This is a genomic window from Shimia sp. R9_1, from assembly GCF_017743775.1.
Lineage (GTDB): Bacteria > Pseudomonadota > Alphaproteobacteria > Rhodobacterales > Rhodobacteraceae > Shimia.
Window position 1 is genome coordinate 110,514 of sequence record NZ_JAGHRN010000005.1, and the last position, 20,026, is coordinate 130,539.

Consider the following 20,026-nt stretch of genomic DNA (forward strand, 5'->3'; position numbering starts at 1 on the left):
TGCAGCTTTATAGAAAAGATGACCGCCGGGGGCGAGAGCCGATTGCTCTAAATTCCGTGCAATACGGTGCTTTTGGCGATTTCAGCGCCCAAAATCTGCTCAGGGCGTCGTCGCTGACATTGACCTTGGCGATGCTGCGTGTTTCCCATCGGAAACGTCGCTTTTGCGCCGCACCTCCCCCGCCCGCACGGATAAAACAGAGATATGACAGAGACCTTTCGCCTGCACTATGCCCCAGACAATGCCTCGCTGATCATTCGGCTGGCACTGGAGGAGCTTGGCCTGTCTTATGAGACCCTGCTCGTGGACCGGCGCAACAAGGCGCAATTCTCTCCCGCTTATCTGGCCTTGAACCCCAATGGCACCATTCCGGTTCTGGAAACCTCAGACGGCGTTCTGTTTGAAACCGCCGCCATTCTGATGTGGCTGTCTGAGACCACTGAAAAACTGGCACCCCCACCCGGCTCCCCGTTGCGCGCGCCGTTTCTTAAGTGGATGTTCTGGTGCTCCAACACCTTCCAGATTGACCTGCGGCATTTCTTCTATCCTGAAAAATTCATCGGCGACGATCCCGAGCATCAGGCCCAGCTGCGCAAAATCTTCCGCCAGCGCCTGGAGCAGGATCTGCAGATTCTAGAAGACGGCCTCACCCAGACATCCGATCTTGCAGGCGCAGAGACCGCCACTTTGCTGGATATCTATGTGCCGTGTCTGCTGCGCTGGACCAAACTCTACGCCGACCTGCCCGATCACCGCTGGTTTGACATCAACCGCTACCCCACGCTCCTGCGTATTTGCACCCGCGCCGAAGCGCGTGCCAGCACCCATGCCGCTCAGATCGCCGAAGGTCTGGGCCCGACACCCTTTACCAACCCCGCTCTAGCTGCACCGCCAGAAGGATCTGCCACCTAATGTTTCTCTCTGTCTTTGATATGTTCAAAGTGGGCGTTGGCCCCTCCTCTTCCCACACCATGGGCCCCATGGTTGCGGCCGCGCGCTTTCTTGATGTGCTGCGCGCCTCCCCCTTTGACGCCCACGGCCTGCGCGCAAGCCTGCATGGCTCTCTCGCCTTCACCGGCGTCGGCCACGCGACCGACCGCGCCACCATTCTGGGCCTCGCAGGCTTTCTGCCAGACAACTATGACCACGAAAAAGCGGAAGTCACGCTGGAACAGATCCGCACCACCGGCCAGGTCCACCCAGAAGGCCTGCACCCGCTCGCCTTTGAGCCGCGCGAAGATCTCAAATTTGACTTCGGCCCCAACCTGCCGGGCCACGCCAACGGCATGATCCTCATGGCCACCGATGCGCAGGGCGACGTGATCCTGCAGGAAACCTATTACTCCATTGGCGGCGGCTTTGTACTGACCGAGGCAGAGCTGGAAAGCGGCGCAGCCACCGACGAAGGCGCGCCAATCCCCTATCCGTTCAAATCCGCAGCAGAAATGCTGGAGATGGCCGAACACTCCGGCAAATCCATTGCCCAGATGAAGCGCTCCAATGAAATCGCGCGCGGCTGCACCGAAAGCCTTGCCAAGGGCTGCGCCCGAATCTGGCAGGTCATGAACGACTGCATTGAGCGTGGCCTGACCACCGATGGCACCCTGCCCGGTGGGCTGAATGTGCGCCGTCGCGCCAAAGGCATCCATGACGCTCTGCTGGCCGAGCGTGGCATGAACCTCAACGCGCCTCACACCATCAACGACTGGATGAGCGCCTATGCCATGGCGGTGAACGAAGAAAACGCCGCCGGCGGGCAAGTTGTGACCGCCCCCACCAATGGCGCAGCGGGTGTGATGCCAGCTGTGATCCGCTACTGGCTCGATCATGTGCCCGGTGCAAGCGCCAGCCGGGTCGAAGAGTTTCTGCTGACCGCCGCCGCCATCGGCGGGCTGGTGAAATTCAACGCCTCCATCTCAGGTGCCGAGGCTGGCTGTCAGGCCGAAGTTGGCTCCGCATCCGCCATGGCAGCCGCAGGCCTCTGCGCCGTGATGGGCGGCACGCCGGAGCAGGTGGAAAACGCCGCCGAAATCGCGCTTGAGCACCACTTGGGCATGACCTGCGACCCGGTCAAAGGCTTGGTGCAGGTGCCCTGCATCGAGCGCAACGGCCTTGGCGCGATCAAAGCGGTATCTGCCGCCTCCCTCGCCCTGCGCGGAGATGGGCAGCACTTTGTGCCTTTGGATTCTGTCATCGAAACCATGCGCCAGACCGGTGCGGACATGCACGAGAAGTACAAAGAGACCTCTCTGGGTGGTCTGGCCGTCAACGTGCCAAACTGCTGACCAAGCACCAAACGGCCCGATTTTCACAGGCCAGATACCCACCCACCGGCGCCGCCTCAGAGTGGCGCCGTTACGGTTTCACAAAAACACACCCATCCGAAATCAGCTCAGGCGGCGTGATGCATAGCGCACGCGCCACCTCAAAAGCCGCGAGCACTTTGGGCACATAGGCGCGCGTCTCCGGAAATGGCGGCACCCCTCCGTGGTTCGCGATGGAGTTTTCCCCCGCATTGTAGCCCGCAAGGACCAAAATCGGATCGCCTGAGAATTTCTCCATCAGAAAATCCAGATACCGAATGCCGCCGCCGATATTGTCCGCCCCGTCAAAAGCGTCCGCGACCTCAAAGCGCGCAGCGGTGTCCGGCATCAGCTGCATCAGCCCCTGCGCTCCGGCCTCGCTGACCGCATCCGCCTGCCCCGCGCTCTCCACTGCAATCACCGCCAACGCCAATGCGGGCGACACAGTGGTGCCGATTGAGGCGAGTAAAATATCTGTGCCGTGATTTGCCGTAATCGCCTGCAGCGTCGCCAACCGCGGCGTCGCCAGCCGCCCACCTTCCGGCGGATTGGAAAGCCGCTGCAGCGCAGGCTCCAATCGCCCGGGACCACTGGCGGTCACATCCGGTGAAATATCCCGCCAAAACCACGCCATAGTCTGTGCCGCTGGCGCTGCGATCGGCACATCTCCCTCGGCCTCTTGCGCCGCAAGCGCCGGTTCTGCAGGCGTGATTTGAACGGTAATGCGCTTACTCTGCCCCGGAGCTGGCGGCTTCACCCTTTTGGCAGAGAAATCAGGAAAGGGCTTGGGGGCCTCCGCCGCCAGACCGGTTGCAAATCCCACAGAACACATCAGCGCGCAGCGCCTTACCCACCTAAAATCAACCATTTATCAATCCTGCTCGGCGTATTTTCTTTCAGTCTCGCAAATTTCACAGCTGCGGACCAGTTTTAGACAGCCGATTCCGCCCAAATCGACGCGGATTCGCGCCCTCAACCAGCGAACCAAAGATTTATCCAAGTTGCTGGTTAATTTTTTTAACGTTTAAAAACATAAACTTAATTCTGAAAATTCAACATTTTCCAGATGATCCAAAATCGAGCCACTTGCGCCCAATTCCCGCCCCATTCGACGCGGATATTGCATCCATACCAAGTCGGGACGGCACAGGAGAGAGCTGCCACCACCCCCGACAAGGTGGCACAAATTCTTAGATCCTTTGGAGGGACACACCATGATCAAGTTCATCAAGAACTTCCGCAAAGACGAAGCTGGCGCAGTCACCGTAGACTGGGTTGTTCTGACCGCTGCCGTTGTTGGCCTGGCAGTTGCAGCATTCACTGCAATCGAAACCACCACTTCCGGCCTGACCACTGAAGCAGCCGCGGCACTGACCTCTGCTGACGCAACAACCAGCGCCATTTCCACAACCAGCAGCTCCAACTAATCCCTGAGAGCTTCTCATAGGAGCAGGACAGCCTAAAAGGCCTCGCCCTGCTCTATTGCCCCCCTTTACTGGAGAAATCCCATGATCAAGTTCATCAAAAACTTCCGCAAAGACGAAGCTGGCGCAGTCACCGTAGACTGGGTTGTTCTGACCGCTGCCGTTGTTGGCCTCGCAGTTGCAGCATTCACTGCAATCGAAACCACAACTTCCGGCCTGACCACTGAAGCAGCCGCGGCACTGACCTCTGCTGACGCAACAACCAGCGCCATTTCCACAACCAGCAGCTCTAACTAATTCTTGAAGAGCGCTCATAGGCCGGGCGCACTGCGATAAGCGGGGCGCCCGGCCTATCAATTTGATGACATCTCAACAGTCGGCGAGGAATTAAATGATCCGTTCTATGAAGTCTTTTAAAAACGATGAAGCGGGCGCGGTCACAGTTGACTGGGTCGTTCTGACAGCAGGTATTATTGGACTTGCGATCGTTGTTTTTGCAGCCATTGAATCTGCGGCGCGCGCGCCGGTAACAGCTGCAGCGGTGACCCTGAATGCCGCAGACGCGACCAGCGCGGCAGTCCCAACACAGTAATACTGTGCCTCTGGCACGCTTTTATGGCTGAGCAGGCGTCCGATTTGGTCGCCTGTTTGTTTTTGCCAGCCAGCATCTGGCGCATTTCATACAGAGACGTCACGAAACCTGTCCTTTGGCTCCCTGAATTCGCCACATTTGCCAAGCAATGTCATTCGTGAACCAGTCTGTGCGCCTTCTTTGCACAACGACACAAACACGAGGTGGGACCCATGCGTGGTATCTTTGCAGCCGTGCTGCTTTTCGGTCTGGGGATCGCGGGATTCGCGGTCTACATGGCACAAAACTACATCAAGGAAATCGACAAGCAGGCCGAGCTGGCCCGCAAAAACGCGCCGCCAACCGTCGAGCTGGTGGATGGCTTTATTGTCGCGCGCCAAATGAAGTTTGGCGAGAAGCTTGCCCTCAAAGACGTGCGCCGCACCAAATGGCCCAAAGCCGCCATGCCAGAGGGCATGTTCACAAACGCCGATGAGATCTTCCCTGACGGAGACAACAAGCAACGTGTTGTCCTGCGCACCATGGAGAAAGGCGAGGTCCTGATCGCGGCAAAACTGACCGAACCGGGCCAGGAAGCCGGTATTCGCTCCCGTCTGAAAGAGGGTGAGCGCGCATTCACCATCAAGGTCGATGTCACAAGCGGCGTATCCGGGCTGCTGCGCCCTGGCGATCGCGTGGATGTTTACTGGACCGGCGGCGTTGAAAACGACATCTCCCGCCGTGGCGACTTCACCAAACTCATCAAGCCCAATGTCAAACTCATCGCCGTAGATCAGTCCGTGAACGAAGAAATGGAAGGCGGCGGCATCGCCCGCACCGTGACCGTGGCCGTTGCCAGCGATCAGGTGCCTGCCCTGAACTTTGCGCAAAGTTCCGGCCGCCTGTCTCTCTCGCTTGTGGGCGCCGGGGATGACACGGTCGCCGAGGTGATCGAAGTTGACCAGAAACGCCTGCTGGGCATCGAAGATGCGCCCGAACCGGAAGTGCGCGAAGTGGTTCAGGTGGAGCCGGAACGCGTGTGCTCCATCAAAACACGCAAGGGCGGGAATGTGTCCACCATCCCGATCCCCTGCACGAACTAAACTCTAAAAAACAGACTGGTCAGCGGTTCCAGTCCAAATCAAAGGCGCCCCAGATCGCGGGCGCCTTTTTCTTGTGTGGCCCTAGGCGACACACGTCTAACGGATGGAATGTGTCTGCCTGCACACAGCCCCACACATCAACAAGCCCGCCAAAGTCATTGATTCTTGCAATATTTACCAAACTGGCGCAGAGTGCTGCCAATTGTGGGCAAAAGACCCGCGAACTGAGGCGTGATCGAGAGGCAGGTCACAATGATTATGAGACGACTTATTGGCGCGACCCTTCTGGGCGTTGCCGTTGGGGTTATGCCGCTTATGGCAACCTCCTCTGCTGCGGAAAGCCTTCGGGTGGTGCGCAGCGGCACAAACTCTTCACTTGGCGTGCCGATGAACCGCGCCGTTGTGGTGGAAAGCGACGTTCCCTTTGCAGAGCTCTCAATTGCCAACCCGGCCATTGCAGACATCTCTTCCCTGTCGGACCGCACGATCTATGTGCTTGGCAAATCTCCGGGGATCACAACGCTCACCCTGCTTGACGCAACCGGCAGGCTGATCACCAATGTCGAGGTTCAGGTATCCCCCGACCTCAGCGAATTTAAAGAACGCCTGACCCAAATTCTCCCCGACGAGAAAATCGAAGTGCGCTCCGCCAATGATGGCATCGTCCTGTCGGGCACAGTCAGTTCTACGCAACGCCTTCAACGCGCCCTGGATCTGGCAGAGCGCTATGCGCCAGAGCGTGTTTCAAACCTTTTGGTTGTTGGTGGCGTACAGCAGGTCTTGCTGAAAGTGCGGTTTGCCGAGATGCAGCGCAGTGTGTCCAAGGCTTTGGGCACCAGCCTTCAGATCTCCGGCTCAGGTGACATTATCGAAACCGGTCAATTCCTGTTGCCTCCTGCAGAAGGAGGAGGCGTCCAAGTTTCGACTGGCTCCACCGGCGCCGGCCTATTTAATCTGGACATCGGTGCATTCGAAGTGGGCGTATTGATTCAGGCCCTGGAGCGCAAAGGTCTGACACGCATGTTGGCAGAGCCCAACCTGTCAGCACTCTCAGGACAAGAGGCCAGCTTCCTTGCGGGCGGCGAATATCCCGTTCCCAGCCCCGGTGAAGACGGCGAAGTCAGCGTCGAATTCAAGCCGTTTGGCATCGAGTTGAACTTTATACCACGTGTGGTCGACGGCGATCTGATCAATCTGGAACTGGCAACAGCTGTCTCCGCTCTGGATACAGCAAACGGCATCGTGGCTGGCGGCCTTAACATCGCGGCCTTCACACGTCGCGAAGCCGCAACTACTGTTGAACTCCGCGACGGGGAAAGCTTTGCCATCGCAGGTCTGTTGGAAGATGACTTTCTTGACAACAATGCCCAGGTGCCTTGGCTCGGCGATATCCCTGTTCTTGGCACCCTGTTCCGCAGCGCCGACTATCAGCGCTCACAGTCTGAACTGGTGATCATTGTAACAGCCCATCTTGTAACCCCCACCCGTGGCGAAGCGCTTGCGCTGCCCACAGATCGGATCAAGCCCCCCACAGAGCAGGAACTCTTCCTCTTTGGCCATGTGACCAGCAATACCAAGAAACAAACCGGTGCTGCGGGTGAAGTGGCGAAGCAGGATTTCAACGGCTCTTACGGCTACGTGATGGATTAAGGGAAGGACGCGACATGTTGAAGAAACTGGCAATCCTCACTCTTTTCCTCGCAGCCGCCTGTTCTGACGGCGATAATAGCGCCGTGCCGTCTTGGTTCCGCGAAGCTGGCTCCGTCGTTGACAGCGGCACATTTGGCCAGGCCACCGTCAATAACCTCGGCATCCAGAATGGCGATCAAAGCTACGTCCTGAGCCTCGCCAACCGTTTCGCCGAAGAAGTGCCGGATATGGTGAACTTCCGCTTTGACAGCGCGGAACTTGACGAACAGGCCCGCGCAATCCTGCGCCAGCAGGCAGTCTGGATCAAACAGTTCCCTGAAGTGCGCTTCAAGGTCTATGGCCACACAGATGCGGTCGGCTCAAGTGCTTACAACAAACAGCTGGGCCTGCGCCGTGCACGCGCCGTTGTGGCCTACCTCGGATCACAGGGCATCGGCAGCGACCGGCTTGAAGCGGTTGTTTCTCTCGGGAAAACCCAACCTCTCGTCGTGAGCCAGGGCCGCGAACGCCAGAACCGCCGGACCGTGACCGAAGTCACAGGTTTTGTGGATCGCCACCCGACCGTGCTTGACGGAAAATATGCCCAGATTGTCTATCGCGAATACGTGAACAGCGCCCTCCCGACGACAGCAATTTCCGGTCTCGCGGTTTCTGGCGGCGGCGAATAACGCAAAGCGCCCAAAGTCGCTCATAAAACAAAGAGTTACACAAAGCCGGCCCTTGGGTCGGCTTTGTTTTGTTTGGGAAACGATCCCCGCCCCACCCGCTGATCGTCGCACAATTCCGCACAATTTCGGCTTTTTGGCCCCAATGTTGCCCCAGTTGAGGGGGATGTTCGTTCTTGAGGCAAAGTGCCCTTGCGAAGATTCGCGGCACTGGGGGCTTCCCTGAAGTCCAAACGCTGAACGAGGTGGGCACCTCTGCACAACATCACGCGCGTCAAGCGCAAGCGAACTAGAGGCTGAATATGAGTAGCGAACCGCTGCAAACTGATCAAAGTCCGATCCTGGCATGCACAATTTGCCGGGATGTGCAGAATTTTGAGCTTCTGATCGTGGACATGGAAGAGGCACTTGGGGAGCAATGGGGCGACCTTGGGTTTGAAGACGCGCTTCCATTCATGGAGCAACCGGATGCCGAACATCTGGAATTCATTGCTCTGGCGATTGATGACATGGATGAAGACGCGCTGGACGATCTGACAGCGATCATCACAGAGGCACGCAACCGCAATATCCGCACGCTTCTGATCGCAGAGGATGTCACGCCCGCGTCCCTGCACCATTTGCTGCGCCACGGCGCTGACGAATTCATTCCCTACCCGCTGCCACCGGGCGAGCTTCAGGCCGCCATCGAAAAGCTGCGGACCACCACAACCGCCAAAGCCGCTGGCCCGGAAAGCAAAGTCACCCTGTCAGCCTCCTCGGAATCCCGCGAAGGCGTGTTGATCGCCGTGCATGGTCTTGCAGGCGGCACCGGCGCGACCACTCTGGCCACCAATCTCGGCTGGGAGCTGGCAACCATTGGCGACACACCGCCAAGCGTCTGCCTGGTCGATCTCGACCTGCAGTTTGGCACCATGTCCACCTACCTGGATCTGCCACGCCCGGATTCGGTTTTTGAATTGATCACCGATACCGAAAGCATGGACAGCGACAGCTTCGGCCAGGCGCTGCAGAAATACGAAGACATCCTGCATGTGCTCACCGCACCCGCAGACATCATCCCGCTAGATCTTGTCGGCCCCGAAGACATCGAGCGGGTGCTGGAAATGGCGCGCAAGCACTATGACTACGTGATCGTGGACATGCCCTCCACGCTTGTGCAGTGGTCCGAAGTCGTGCTGCAGGCGGCCCATGTCTACTTTGCGACCATGGAAATCGACATGCGCTCCGCCCAAAACGCAATGCGCCTGAAACGGGCTTTGCAGGCCGAAGATCTGCCGTTTGAAAAGCTGCGCTACGTGATGAACCGCGCACCAAAATTCACTGATCTGGCGGGCAAAAGCCGCGTCAAACGTCTGGCCGAAAGCCTGAGCATCTCCATCGACCTGCATCTGCCGGACGGCGGTAAGCAGATCGCGCAGGCCTCAGACCACGGCCAACCCCTCGCGGTGTCCGCGGCCAAAAACCCGCTGCGCAAGGAAATCGCCAAACTGGCCACCAGCCTGCACGCGCTCGATCAATCTGACGACAAAGCTGCCTAAAGAGGGATCACCCCATGTTCTCCCGCTATAAAAAAGCCGACGCCAAGCCCAGCGCCGCAGTCGCCCAAAAGGCGGCCGCCGCGCAGAAGAAAGCCGCAAAGCCTGCCCCCACAGCCCCAACACCGGAAGCTGCGGTCGAGGCCAAAAAGATCATGCGACGCCCGATGGCGCAGCAGGCCGCTGGCGAAGTGGTCGCGGGCGATAAGGAACGCCGCCGCAAGGAGCGGCTTGGGGAAATCAAACTGGAGCTGCACCGAGAGCTTCTGGACAACCTGAACCTTGCTGCGCTGGACAAAGCCTCTGAGCGGGAACTGCGCTCGGAAATCACTGCGATTGCCACCGAAGTGCTGCAGGAAAAGGCCATTGTCCTCAACCGCGAAGAGCGCACGACGGTCTTTCAGGAACTCTATGACGAGGTCACGGGCCTTGGCCCGCTGGAAACCCTCCTGCAGGACGAAACCGTCAACGATATTCTCGTAAACGGCCCCAAGCAGATCTTTGTGGAACGCGCCGGCAAGCTGGAACTGACCGATGTGGTGTTCAAAGACGAACGCCACCTGCTGCGCATCATCGACAAGATCGTCTCCGCCGTGGGGCGCCGGGTGGATGAATCCAACCCCTATGTGGACGCCCGCTTGGCCGATGGCTCGCGTTTTAACGCCATGGTCTCCCCGATTGCGGTGGACGGCTCGCTGGTCTCCATTCGTAAGTTCAAGAAAGACAAACTGGGCATCGACGATCTGGTGCGTTTTGGCGCCTTTTCCGAGGAAATGGCCGCCTATCTTCAGGCCGCCGTGGCCACGCGTCTCAATGTGATTGTGTCCGGCGGTACAGGCTCCGGTAAGACCACCACGCTCAACGCGCTCAGCTCCTTTATCGACAACGCCGAACGCATCCTCACCATCGAGGATACGGCAGAACTTCAGCTGCAGCAGACCCATGTGGGCCGGATGGAAAGCCGCCCGCCCAACGTGGAAGGCAAAGGCGAGGTCTCCCCGCGCGACTGTCTGAAAAACGCGCTGCGGATGCGTCCTGACCGCATCATCGTGGGCGAGACCCGTGGTGAAGAAGTGATCGACATGCTGCAGGCCATGAACACCGGCCACGACGGCTCCATGACCACGATCCACGCAAACAACGCGCGCGACGGTATATCCCGTCTGGAAAACATGATCGCCATGGCCGGGATCGAAATGCCGATCAAAGCGGTACGCAGCCAGATCTCTTCGGCGGTGAACCTGATCGTGCAGGCCTCCCGCCTTCAGGACGGCTCGCGCCGGATGACCTCCATCACCGAGATCACCGGCATGGAGGGCGATGTGATTTCCATGCAGGAGATCTTCCGCTTCCAGCGCACCGGTCTGACACCGGAAAACAAGATTATCGGTCACTTCACCGCCACCGGCGTGCGCAGCCACTATTCCGAGCGCTTCCGCCTCTGGGGTTATGACCTGCCACCTGAAATTTACGAACCGTCTGCGGGGTAAGACGACATGCCATTCTCACCCGAACTCATTGTCTACGGGCTTATCTTTGTGGGTGTCTTCGTTTTGGTCGAAGGCATCTACCTGACTGTATTTGGCAAATCCATCAGCCTGAACAGCCGCGTCAACCGCCGCCTTGAAATGCTCGACAAGGGCGCCAAGCGCGAAGAGGTGCTGGAACAGCTCCGCAAGGAGATGAAGCAGCACACCGAAAACCGCGGCATCCCGCTCTATTCGGTGCTGGCTGAAAAAGCCCAGAAAGCAGCCATCGCTTTCTCGCCCCAACAGCTGATCCTGATCATGGTCGCGCTCACCATCTTTGCTTTTGTGGGTCTCTCCGTCGGCACGCAAACAGGCACCGTGACCCGCGCCGCCATCAGCGTGATGATGGGGGTTGGTGGCGTCTTCACCTGGGTGTCGATGAAGGCCAACAAACGGATTTCTCTGATCGAAGAGCAGCTGCCTGACGCCATCGAACTTATGGTGCGCAGCCTGCGGGTGGGCCACCCGTTCTCCTCCGCCATTCAGATCGTGTCCAAGGAAATCGAAGACCCGCTGGCCACAGAATTTGGGGTGATCGCCGATGAGGCCGCCTATGGCCGCGACATGGGCGACGCGCTCAAGGATATGGCCGAACGACTGGACATGCAGGACATGCGCTTTCTGTCTGTGGCCGTGACCATCCAGCAGCAATCCGGTGGTAACCTCGCAGAAATCCTCGCCGGCCTGTCCAAAGTGATCCGCGCACGTTTCCGCCTGTTCCGCCGCGTGAAAGCCATCACCGCCGAGGCGAAATGGTCCGGCAAATTCCTGTCCGCCTTCCCGGTTCTGGCGCTGATCGTGATCAACGTGATGGACCCGAACTACTACGACGAAGTCAAAGACCACTGGCTCTACATTCCCGGCTGTATCGCCGTGGGCATGTTCCTTGGCCTGAACCTCATCGTGATGAAAATCCTGACCAACATCAAAGTTTGAGGAGAAACCACTATGACCACTATGGAAGCCTTGAACCTGATGTTGACCGACATGATCGGTCCCCAAGGTCCCCTTCTCGCTGTTCTGGTGCTTGGCGGCTTCTTTGCCCTGCTGGTTTTCGCCATGATGGTCGCCCGTCAGGATGACCCCATCGAAAAGCTCAAGCGCGCACAAAGCGGCAAGACAGACACCAAGAACTCACAACAGGACAAGCTGCGTCGCAAGGCGGCCAACGCCAAACTCGACAAATACAAAGCCTTTCTGGAACCTCAAAGCGAAGAGGAACTGAGCTCTGTCCGCCTCAAACTGATGCAGGCAGGCTACCCCTCCCGCGATGCGGTGCGTGCCTATCACTTGGCACAGTTTCTTCTGGGCATCGGCGGTCTGATCTTGGGTGTGAGCTACTTCATTTTTGTGAAGCAAACCCCGGAATCCAGCACCACCGATATGATGCTCTGGACCCTGGGCCCCGGTGCGGCAGGCTACATGCTGCCGAAATACTGGGTGACCCGCCGCGTTGAAGAGCGCAAAGAGGAAATCACCGCGGGCTTCCCTGACAGCCTCGATATGATGCTGGTATGTGTCGAAGCCGGTCAGTCGCTCGACCAATCCATCGTCCGCGTTGCTGCCGAGTTGCGCGCCTCCTATCCGGCGCTCAGCCAAGAGTTTCAGATCGTCGCGCAGGAGATGAAAGCCGGTAAAGACAAATCTCAGGTGCTCTCTGACATGGGCGAGCGTTGCGGTGTGCAGGATGTGTCTTCCTTTGTGACCGTGCTGATCCAGTCGGCCACCTTTGGTACTTCCATCGCCGAGGCCCTGCGGGTCTATGCCGGAGAGATGCGTGACAAACGTGTGATGCGCGCTGAAGAGGCGGCAAACAAGTTGCCAACAAAGATGACATTGGCCACAATGATGCTCACAGTGCCGCCGCTGTTGATCATTCTGGTCAGCCCATCCGTGATCGGGATCACGCAGCTCGGCCAATAAGGCAAAACGAGCAAAAGCAAAAAAGATGACAGGTTTTCGGGCCTGCGCCCTTATCGCAGCATTTTCACTGGCCGCCTGTGACACGGGCGGCCTTGGGGCGTCCAAAGACAGCCCCTACGCGCCCGCCGTGGACCGCTCTGAACCAGCGGTCGACGGTTTGCTTGTGGGCTGGCGCCTGATGGATGCGGGCGAATACGAGCTGGCCATGGACGCCTTTGTGCGCGCCGCCGTGGATCAGGGCCGCACCCCCGAGGTGATCTCTGCTGTTGGCACCGCCAATCTGGTCATGGGCCGTCTGGGACAGGCGGAAACCATGCTGCGCGAGGCCACTCAGGCAGACGACACAAACCCCGAAACCTGGAACAATCTTGGCGTTGCGCTGATGGAACAGGGCAAAAACGCCGAGGCCGAACAGATCCTCAGACGGGCCTATGCGCTGGACAATGGCGAAAGTGACGCAATCCGGGATAATTTGCGCTTAGCGCTCGCAAAATCGAATCAACCCAGCTATGCTGACGAAAAACCACAAGAATATAAGTTGGTTCGACGGGGCAGCAGTGACTATCTCATCCGTCAGACACCATAGTTGAAGGCACGAGCAGCAAAGGACGCAAAAATGCGCCATACTGTGTTGGGGTCGATCTGCGGGCTAAGCTTGGCTGTTTTGGCAGCCTGCTCCGATAGCGACCAAGAGAGCGTTGAGCGCGCGATTCAGGACGTGAACGCGCTGGATGAAAGCAACCTGTCAGATGTGATGCTGACGGTGGCGGATCCAAACGAAGGCATTGCCTATTTCCAACGCACGTTGAACGACAACCCTGACCGCATTGATATTCAGCGTGGTCTGGCGGTGTCTTATGTGCGCGCCAAACGCTTCACCGAGGCCGTCCCCGCTTGGACACGTGTCACCAAACACAAAGAGAGCACCGCAAACGACCGCGTTGATCTCGCCGATGCGCAGATCCGCGCGGGCCAGTGGGACGCCGCCGAAAAGACGCTGGACAGCATTCCTCCCACCCATGAGACCTTCAAACGCTATCGCCTTGAGGCCATGATTGCGGACAGCAATCAGGAATGGAACCGCGCCGACAGCTTCTATGAAATCGCCGTTGGTCTCACCACCCGCCCCGGCGGTGTGATGAACAACTGGGGCTACTCCAAACTGACCCGCGGCGATTATGCCGAAGCGGAACGCCTGTTTGGCGAGGCCATCCGTCAGGACAGCACGCTTTTCACCGCCAAGAACAACATGGTTCTCGCCCGTGGAGCACAGCGCAAATACACGCTGCCTGTTGTGCCCATGGTGCAAACCGAGCGCGCGCAGCTGCTGCACACATTGGCGCTTTCAGCGATCAAGCAAGGCGACACCGAAACCGGCAAGGTTCTGCTGCGCGAAGCCATCGAAACGCACCCGCAACACTTTGAGGCGGCGGTCCGTGCTCTGGATGCACTTGAGCGCACCTAAGGCTTTATAAAGATGCAGGTTTCCAGCAGTTTTGCGCTATGGTCGCTGATCTTGGCGCTCCCGATTTGCCTGTATGCCTTCTATGTCGACATGAAGTTCAAACGGATCAGTAACATGACCGTTTGGGCACTCTTTGCCGTCTTTATTGTGGTCGGCCTCGCCTCCCTGCCGCTGATGGATTTTGTCTGGCGTTTTGCCAATTACGCGGTGGTCTTTGCCATCCTCCTGCTGATGTGGATGCTCCGGCAAATGGGCGCTGGCGACGTGAAAATGGCCGCTGTTGGTGCGCTTTTTGTGGACCGCGCAGACGCGGGCGACATGATGTGGATTGCCTTTGCCTCTCTCATCGCCGCCACCGTTGCCACCCTGATCGTGCGCTTCACACCGCTGCGCAAACTTGCGCCTGACTGGGCCGCATGGCGGCTGAAACCCTCGACTGACGGCGTGGCAGTGGGCAAAGGCGATCAGATGACCCTGCCCATGGGCACCGGCATCGGCCTGATGCTCTGCACCTACCTCCTGCTCGGCGCGCTTTACGGCCAGTAACGCCGTCAACTGGCGAAGGCGCTTTTGACGAGGCGCTGTCTGCGCAAGCTTCACCTTCGCGGCTTGATGCGGCCCAAAAAACGCCACCTTTTGATTGTCTATGAGATGGAAACAGCAATGGGGCCAGACGTGGCCCGATTAGGAGCGATCCATCCATGAATATGCAGACCACCAATGTGATGGCCCCGCCGCCCCCCAAGCGGCTCGAAGACATGCAACTGCCCGTTGTCATGATGCGGGACATTCTGCTGAAAACCATCTTCCGCAAAAACGTGGATATGGTCACCGCTATTGCCAAAGCCGTCTGCCTACCCATCGCCGTCACCCAACAGCTGGTGGATATGGCGCGCGAGCAGAAACTGCTTGAAGCCACGGGCACACTCAACGCCAACAGCGGCAATGAAATGGGCTATCAGCTCACCGATGCCGGCAAATCCCGCGCCATGGATGCGCTTGCCCAGTCCGAGTATTTCGGCGCCATGCCAGTGCCGCTCGAAGTCTATCGCGAGCAGGTCAAACGCCAGTCCATCCGCAACATCCAGATCACCCGGGACCAACTGACCAACGCCATGGGGCACCTCATCCTGCCCCCCACCCTGCTGGATCAGTTGGGACCGGCTGTGGGTTCCGGCCGCTCCATTCTGATGTATGGCCCTCCGGGCAACGGTAAATCCTCGATTTCCAACGGCATTCGCGACGCGATGGGCGACAAGGTCTATGTGCCCCACGCCATCGAATACGCCGGTCAGGTGATCACTGTTTATGACCCGATTGTACACTCCGCCGCTGAGGCCGAAGAGCAGGACATGTCGAGCCTGCGCCGCACCGCGCGTTTTGACAGCCGCTATGTCAAATGTGACCGCCCCACTGTGATCACCGGTGGTGAGCTGTCCCTCAGCATGCTCGATCTGGTCTACAACCCAACCGCGCGCACCTATCAGGCACCTTTGCAGCTGAAATCCAGCGGCGGCATCTTCATCGTGGACGACTTGGGCCGCCAGGAAGAACCGCCTCAGGCGCTCGTGAACCGTTGGATTGTTCCGCTTGAGGAAAGCAAAGACATCCTTGCCCTGCAGTCCGGTGAGAAGTTCGAGGTGCCTTTTGACACGCTCGTCATTTTCTCCACCAACTTCCACCCGAATGAGATCTTTGACCAAGCGGCGCTGCGCCGGATCTTCTACAAGATCAAAATCGATGGCCCAAGTCAGGAGAACTTCCTGAAAATCTTCGCACTTGTGGCGAAGAAAAAAGGTCTGCCGCTGGACGAAGCCAGCCTCGTGCATCTGCTGAAAACCAAATACCCCACGATCGACAACACCTATGCGAACTATCAGCCGGTGTTCCTGATCGACCAGATGATTTCGATCTGCGAATTTGAGGGCATTCCCTACCAGATGCGCCCCGACCTCATCGACCGCGCCTGGTCCAATATGTTTGTGAAAGACGAGCACATTGTGAAGTAACAGGCCCCATTGCCAAAGACAGTCTAAGGGGATCAGCTATGCTACGCCCCCTTTTTCTTTTCTCCACCAAAGCCTAAATTGCGGCCATGACGCCCCTCGCCCGCCTTTTCGCCTTTCCGGTCAAAGCTTACCGGCTGATTTTCAGCCCATGGGTGGGGTTTAACTGCCGCTATCAGCCAACCTGTTCCGCCTATGCGCTGGAAGCTTTGGAAAAACATGGCGCGGTCAAAGGCAGCTGGCTCACCCTGCGCCGCATCGGGCGCTGCCATCCGCTCGGCAGCTCAGGCTATGATCCGGTGCCGGACGGCAAAGACAACAAACACTGCGGCTGCTCAAAGTCCTGAAACCCGCCGATTTCCGCCGCGCGCGCGTGATGCTCTGGACAGGCCCAGCCAATCTACCTAGAGCTGTGGCATCACCCATTGATTTGTTTGGAGTTTTCCCATGCGTTTTTCACGTCTTCTCGCGGCCTCATGTGTCGCCACTCTCGCCGCTTCCGCCAGCTATGCGGATAAATTTATCGGCTACGGCGCCATTGAGGGGTGGAACGTCCACATCGACACCGAAAAGAAATCCTGCCTTGTTGAGACCAAGGATCAACTCGACAACGTGATCCAAATGGGCCTGACCAAAGATCGCGGCATCGGCTACATCGGCGTGTTCACCACGGCCGAGACAGACATCAAGCGCGGGGACAAAGAAGCGGTTGGCATTTTGCTCGGCGATGAAATCTATGTTGGCGAAGCCACCGGCATGCGCGGCAACATCACCAAGGGCTACAGCGGCGGCTACGTCCTGACCGACAACCCCGCTGTTTACGAGGCCATCCGCCGCGAGCAGACCATGATTGTCTTCCCGGAAAAACACTACAGCTTCACCGTCGATCTGACCGGCACCGCCAAGGCGCTCGATCTGGCGCGCAAATGCAACCAGGAACAAGTTCAGTAAGCCCCGCAGCACGTATAAGCAGCAGTGCCTGACGCCTGACACCAAAGGCGTAAGACAAAGCGTCGAATGGTTAAGAATGGGATCGCCCCTTAGGCGGTCCTGTTTTTGTTTCCTCACACCTTTGACGCGCAAAAACTCACTAAAAAACCAATCTTTTGTGCAGCTTTGAGGCGCACCATAAAAAACAGGGGCTTTTACTGCGAATCTCAGCTTGCGCCGCATGACTCTCCTGTGGATAACTTTGGGGACAGATTGACCTTTGCCCAAGACTTCGCATAAGGCGCACATGCTTGATGATCTCGATGATATTCACCCGCTTTTTCACGGCGCGCCTTCTTCCGCTAGTTTCAAGAAGTTGCGCAAACGAATCGTACGCCAAACCCGTGAGGCAATCGAACAATACGGTATGATTGAGCGCGGCGCGCGCTGGCTTGTGTGCCTCTCCGGCGGCAAGGATTCCTATACCCTGTTGGCTATTTTGCATGAACTGCAGTGGCGCGGCCTTTTGCCGGTCAAGCTTCTGGCCTGCAATCTGGATCAGGGCCAGCCGGGCTTTCCGGCAACCGTGTTGCCCGAATTTCTGGAGCGCATGAAGGTTCCGCACCGCATCGAATATCAGGACACCTATTCGATCGTGAAAGACAAAGTTCCGGCCGGTCGCACATATTGTGCACTGTGTTCACGTCTGCGCCGCGGCAACCTCTACCGCATTGCCCGCGAAGAAGGCTGCAGCGCCGTGGTTCTGGGGCACCACCGCGACGATATTCTGGAAACATTTTTCATGAACCTCTTCCACGGCGGGCGCCTGGCGACCATGCCCCCCAAATTGGTTAACGAAGAAGGGGATCTTTTTGTCTACCGCCCCCTCGCCCATGTGGCCGAAGCCGATTGCGAGAAATTTGCCAATGCGATGAACTACCCCATCATTCCGTGTGATCTCTGCGGCTCGCAAGACGGGCTTCAAAGACAGCAGGTCAAACAGATTTTGGACCAATGGGAGGCCAACAGCCCCGGTCGCCGGCAGGTGATGTTCAAGGCCCTCACCAACGTACGGCCCAGTCACATGATGGATCCGAACCTCTTCGATTTTGCCGGTTTGATGCGTGATCCGGTAAAATTTGAACAAAATTCCGACAGCATTCCTAAGCTGCGTTAACGGATCACTTAAGAGAATCGATAAGAGTAGTTCGAGTTTTATGCCGCACGGGAAACGTCAAATGCAGTCAAAGCTGGGACAGCTCTTGGAATCGCTTCGTGCATTCTGGGTTCAGGAGTCTCATGTCCGGCAAGCGCTTCCGCTTGTCGTGCCTTTGGCGACTCTGGCGGCATGGTTCATCTTTGGCGAGATCGGCCTGCTGATCTGCGCCTTCCTGCTGCCGCTGCCGTTTCTGGCCTTCTCGCCGTTTTCCGAAAGCACCAAGCGCCGCGGCCGCAGTGAAACAGACGGGCTGACCGGCCTGCTGACCAGCACGGGTCTTGAGCACAAGATGCAGGACAAGATGGCGACGCTGGAGCACGACGGTCGCGTGACCGCCTGTTTCTCCATCAAGATCGACAACTTTGCCCGCCTGCGTGAAAACCACGGCGATCAGGCCGCCGAAGACGTGCTGCGCAATGTCGCCAACCGTCTCAAATTCGCCCTGCGCTCTGACGACATGGTGGCGCGCTCCGGCGATGCGGCTTTTGTTGTCGCGCTGGCGCCTGTGGCCTATTTTGATGTCGAAAGCGGCATCCAGATGGCCACCCGTTTCCAGACCGCTTTGGAAGAGCCGGTGCCCCTGCAGATGGCCTCCATCTATGTCAGCGTGTCCGTGGGCTTCTGCCTCTCCTCACGCCTGAGCCGCCCAACCGCGACAGCGCTCGTCCAGGCCTCCGAAATGGCCATGAACGAAGCGCAGCTCACCGGTGCCTCCAACATCCGCGCCTATTCCACGGATATGGGCCGCAAGGTGATCTCCCGCCGCAAAACCCAAAGCGAAGCGGCCCGCACCCTGCAACGCGATCAAATCCGCGCGTGGTTCCAGCCGCAGGTCTCCACCGACACCGGCCTAGTGACCGGCTTTGAGGCGCTGGCCCGCTGGGAACATCCCGAACGCGGCATCCTCGCCCCCATCCAGTTTCTCGACGTCCTGCAACAGACCGGCCAGATGAGCCAGCTTGCCGACCTGATGCTGCGCCAATCCCTTGATGCCCTGCGCGCATGGGATGATGCGGGCTACAGCGTGCCGGTCGTGGGCGTGAATTTCGCTGGCGAAGAGCTGCGCAGCCCCACTCTGGTGGAGCGCATTCAATGGGAACTCGACCGGACGGAGCTGCTGCCTGCACGTCTGGGCATCGAAGTGCTGGAAAGCGTGGTGGCTGGTGCGCCTGACGATATGGTGGTGCGCAACCTTGAAGCCATCTCCGCCCTTGGCTGCTCTGTGGATCTGGATGACTTTGGCACCGGCCACGCCTCCATTTCCTCAATCCGCCGCCTGCCGGTAAAGCGCATCAAGATTGACCGCTCCTTTGTCACCAACGTGGACCGCGATCAGGAACAACAGCGCATGATTGCCGCGATTGTCACCATGGCAGAGCGTCTGGGCCTGGAAACCTTGGCCGAAGGCGTGGAAAACTCCGCGGAACACGCCATGCTGGCGCAGCTGGGCTGTTCTCACGTGCAGGGCTACGGCATCGCCCGTCCAATGCCGTTCCATGAGACCCTGAAATGGATGGCCGCCCATCAGGAAAAGATCGGCCCGGCCCTCCAGATCGGCAACAAACCGAGCTGATCTGCGCGCCAACAGCCGCGCGCGCCCCGCACAGACAAGCAACGACACAACGGCTTTCCTGTGATTCCAGTCGAATCCCCTTGACCTTTGGCCCCCACCTCTGTTGAACCTCCCCAACGTTTCAACG

The 20,026-nt window shown here is 58.3% G+C and carries 21 protein-coding genes; 20 read left to right on the top strand and 1 reads right to left on the bottom strand.

The features are described 5' to 3' along the window. Positions 1-204 precede the first annotated feature (204 nt). Positions 205-912, top strand: coding sequence for a glutathione S-transferase family protein (locus J7399_RS15920; protein ID WP_209087487.1), 708 nt, complete (start codon positions 205-207; stop codon positions 910-912). Next, positions 912-2,285: an L-serine ammonia-lyase gene (locus J7399_RS15925; RefSeq protein ID WP_209087489.1), complete on the top strand. Its 1,374-nt coding sequence runs from the start codon at positions 912-914 to the stop codon at positions 2,283-2,285. The genes J7399_RS15920 and J7399_RS15925 overlap by 1 nt, the downstream gene beginning before the upstream one ends. 70 nt (positions 2,286-2,355) lie before the next feature. On the opposite strand, the gene J7399_RS15930 is transcribed toward J7399_RS15925, so the two are convergent. After that, a complete protein-coding gene (locus tag J7399_RS15930) occupies positions 2,356-3,135 on the bottom strand; it encodes a lytic transglycosylase domain-containing protein (RefSeq protein ID WP_209087491.1) in 780 nt (259 codons plus the stop codon). Positions 3,136-3,517: 382 nt separating this feature from the next. On the opposite strand from J7399_RS15930, the gene J7399_RS15935 reads away from it, so the two are divergent. The 18 genes from J7399_RS15935 (at position 3,518) to J7399_RS16020 (ending at position 19,899) form a co-directional block, all read left to right on the top strand. Beyond that, positions 3,518-3,730 carry a hypothetical protein gene (locus J7399_RS15935; RefSeq protein WP_209079633.1) on the top strand — a complete coding sequence of 71 codons (213 nt, stop codon included), beginning with the start codon at positions 3,518-3,520 and terminating at the stop codon, positions 3,728-3,730. 81 nt (positions 3,731-3,811) lie between these two features. Further along, complete coding sequence (locus J7399_RS15940; protein ID WP_209079633.1) at positions 3,812-4,024, top strand: hypothetical protein; 213 nt, start codon at positions 3,812-3,814, stop codon at positions 4,022-4,024. Positions 4,025-4,130: 106 nt separating this feature from the next. After that, positions 4,131-4,319, top strand: a complete 189-nt coding sequence (locus tag J7399_RS15945) for a hypothetical protein (protein WP_348539476.1) — start codon at positions 4,131-4,133, stop codon at positions 4,317-4,319. 212 nt (positions 4,320-4,531) lie between these two features. Beyond that, positions 4,532-5,401 (top strand): Flp pilus assembly protein CpaB, encoded by an 870-nt coding sequence (gene cpaB / locus J7399_RS15950; RefSeq protein WP_209064495.1) that lies wholly within the window; start codon positions 4,532-4,534, stop codon positions 5,399-5,401. A 252-nt stretch (positions 5,402-5,653) separates the two neighbouring features. Beyond that, positions 5,654-7,051 (top strand): type II and III secretion system protein family protein, encoded by a 1,398-nt coding sequence (locus J7399_RS15955; RefSeq protein WP_209087493.1) that lies wholly within the window; start codon positions 5,654-5,656, stop codon positions 7,049-7,051. Between the two features lie 14 nt (positions 7,052-7,065). Next, the gene (locus J7399_RS15960; protein ID WP_209087495.1) at positions 7,066-7,719 is read left to right on the top strand and encodes an OmpA family protein; all 654 of its coding nucleotides are present in this window, start codon (positions 7,066-7,068) and stop codon (positions 7,717-7,719) included. 299 nt (positions 7,720-8,018) lie between these two features. Beyond that, on the top strand, positions 8,019-9,257 hold the full coding sequence (locus tag J7399_RS15965; RefSeq protein WP_209087497.1) for an AAA family ATPase: 1,239 nt from the start codon (positions 8,019-8,021) through the stop codon (positions 9,255-9,257). Positions 9,258-9,271: 14 nt separating this feature from the next. Continuing rightward, positions 9,272-10,744 (top strand): CpaF family protein, encoded by a 1,473-nt coding sequence (locus tag J7399_RS15970; protein ID WP_209087499.1) that lies wholly within the window; start codon positions 9,272-9,274, stop codon positions 10,742-10,744. Between the two features lie 6 nt (positions 10,745-10,750). Next, positions 10,751-11,719 (top strand): type II secretion system F family protein, encoded by a 969-nt coding sequence (locus J7399_RS15975; protein ID WP_209079627.1) that lies wholly within the window; start codon positions 10,751-10,753, stop codon positions 11,717-11,719. A gap of 12 nt (positions 11,720-11,731) precedes the next feature. Then, on the top strand, positions 11,732-12,706 hold the full coding sequence (locus J7399_RS15980) for a type II secretion system F family protein (protein ID WP_209064483.1): 975 nt from the start codon (positions 11,732-11,734) through the stop codon (positions 12,704-12,706). A gap of 25 nt (positions 12,707-12,731) precedes the next feature. Next, positions 12,732-13,292 (top strand): tetratricopeptide repeat protein, encoded by a 561-nt coding sequence (locus tag J7399_RS15985; protein ID WP_209064481.1) that lies wholly within the window; start codon positions 12,732-12,734, stop codon positions 13,290-13,292. 30 nt (positions 13,293-13,322) lie between these two features. Next, positions 13,323-14,171: a tetratricopeptide repeat protein gene (locus J7399_RS15990; RefSeq protein WP_209087500.1), complete on the top strand. Its 849-nt coding sequence runs from the start codon at positions 13,323-13,325 to the stop codon at positions 14,169-14,171. 12 nt (positions 14,172-14,183) lie between these two features. After that, positions 14,184-14,717, top strand: a complete 534-nt coding sequence (locus J7399_RS15995; protein WP_209087502.1) for a prepilin peptidase — start codon at positions 14,184-14,186, stop codon at positions 14,715-14,717. A gap of 155 nt (positions 14,718-14,872) precedes the next feature. Further along, on the top strand, positions 14,873-16,180 hold the full coding sequence (locus tag J7399_RS16000; protein ID WP_209064475.1) for an ATPase: 1,308 nt from the start codon (positions 14,873-14,875) through the stop codon (positions 16,178-16,180). An 86-nt stretch (positions 16,181-16,266) separates the two neighbouring features. Further along, positions 16,267-16,524 (top strand): membrane protein insertion efficiency factor YidD, encoded by a 258-nt coding sequence (gene yidD, locus J7399_RS16005; protein WP_209087504.1) that lies wholly within the window; start codon positions 16,267-16,269, stop codon positions 16,522-16,524. A 100-nt stretch (positions 16,525-16,624) separates the two neighbouring features. Further along, complete coding sequence (locus J7399_RS16010; protein WP_209087506.1) at positions 16,625-17,128, top strand: hypothetical protein; 504 nt, start codon at positions 16,625-16,627, stop codon at positions 17,126-17,128. 286 nt (positions 17,129-17,414) lie between these two features. Next, positions 17,415-18,284: a tRNA 2-thiocytidine(32) synthetase TtcA gene (gene ttcA, locus J7399_RS16015; RefSeq protein WP_209087508.1), complete on the top strand. Its 870-nt coding sequence runs from the start codon at positions 17,415-17,417 to the stop codon at positions 18,282-18,284. A 61-nt stretch (positions 18,285-18,345) separates the two neighbouring features. Next, positions 18,346-19,899 carry a bifunctional diguanylate cyclase/phosphodiesterase gene (locus J7399_RS16020; RefSeq protein ID WP_209064468.1) on the top strand — a complete coding sequence of 518 codons (1,554 nt, stop codon included), beginning with the start codon at positions 18,346-18,348 and terminating at the stop codon, positions 19,897-19,899. Positions 19,900-20,026: the final 127 nt, after the last annotated feature.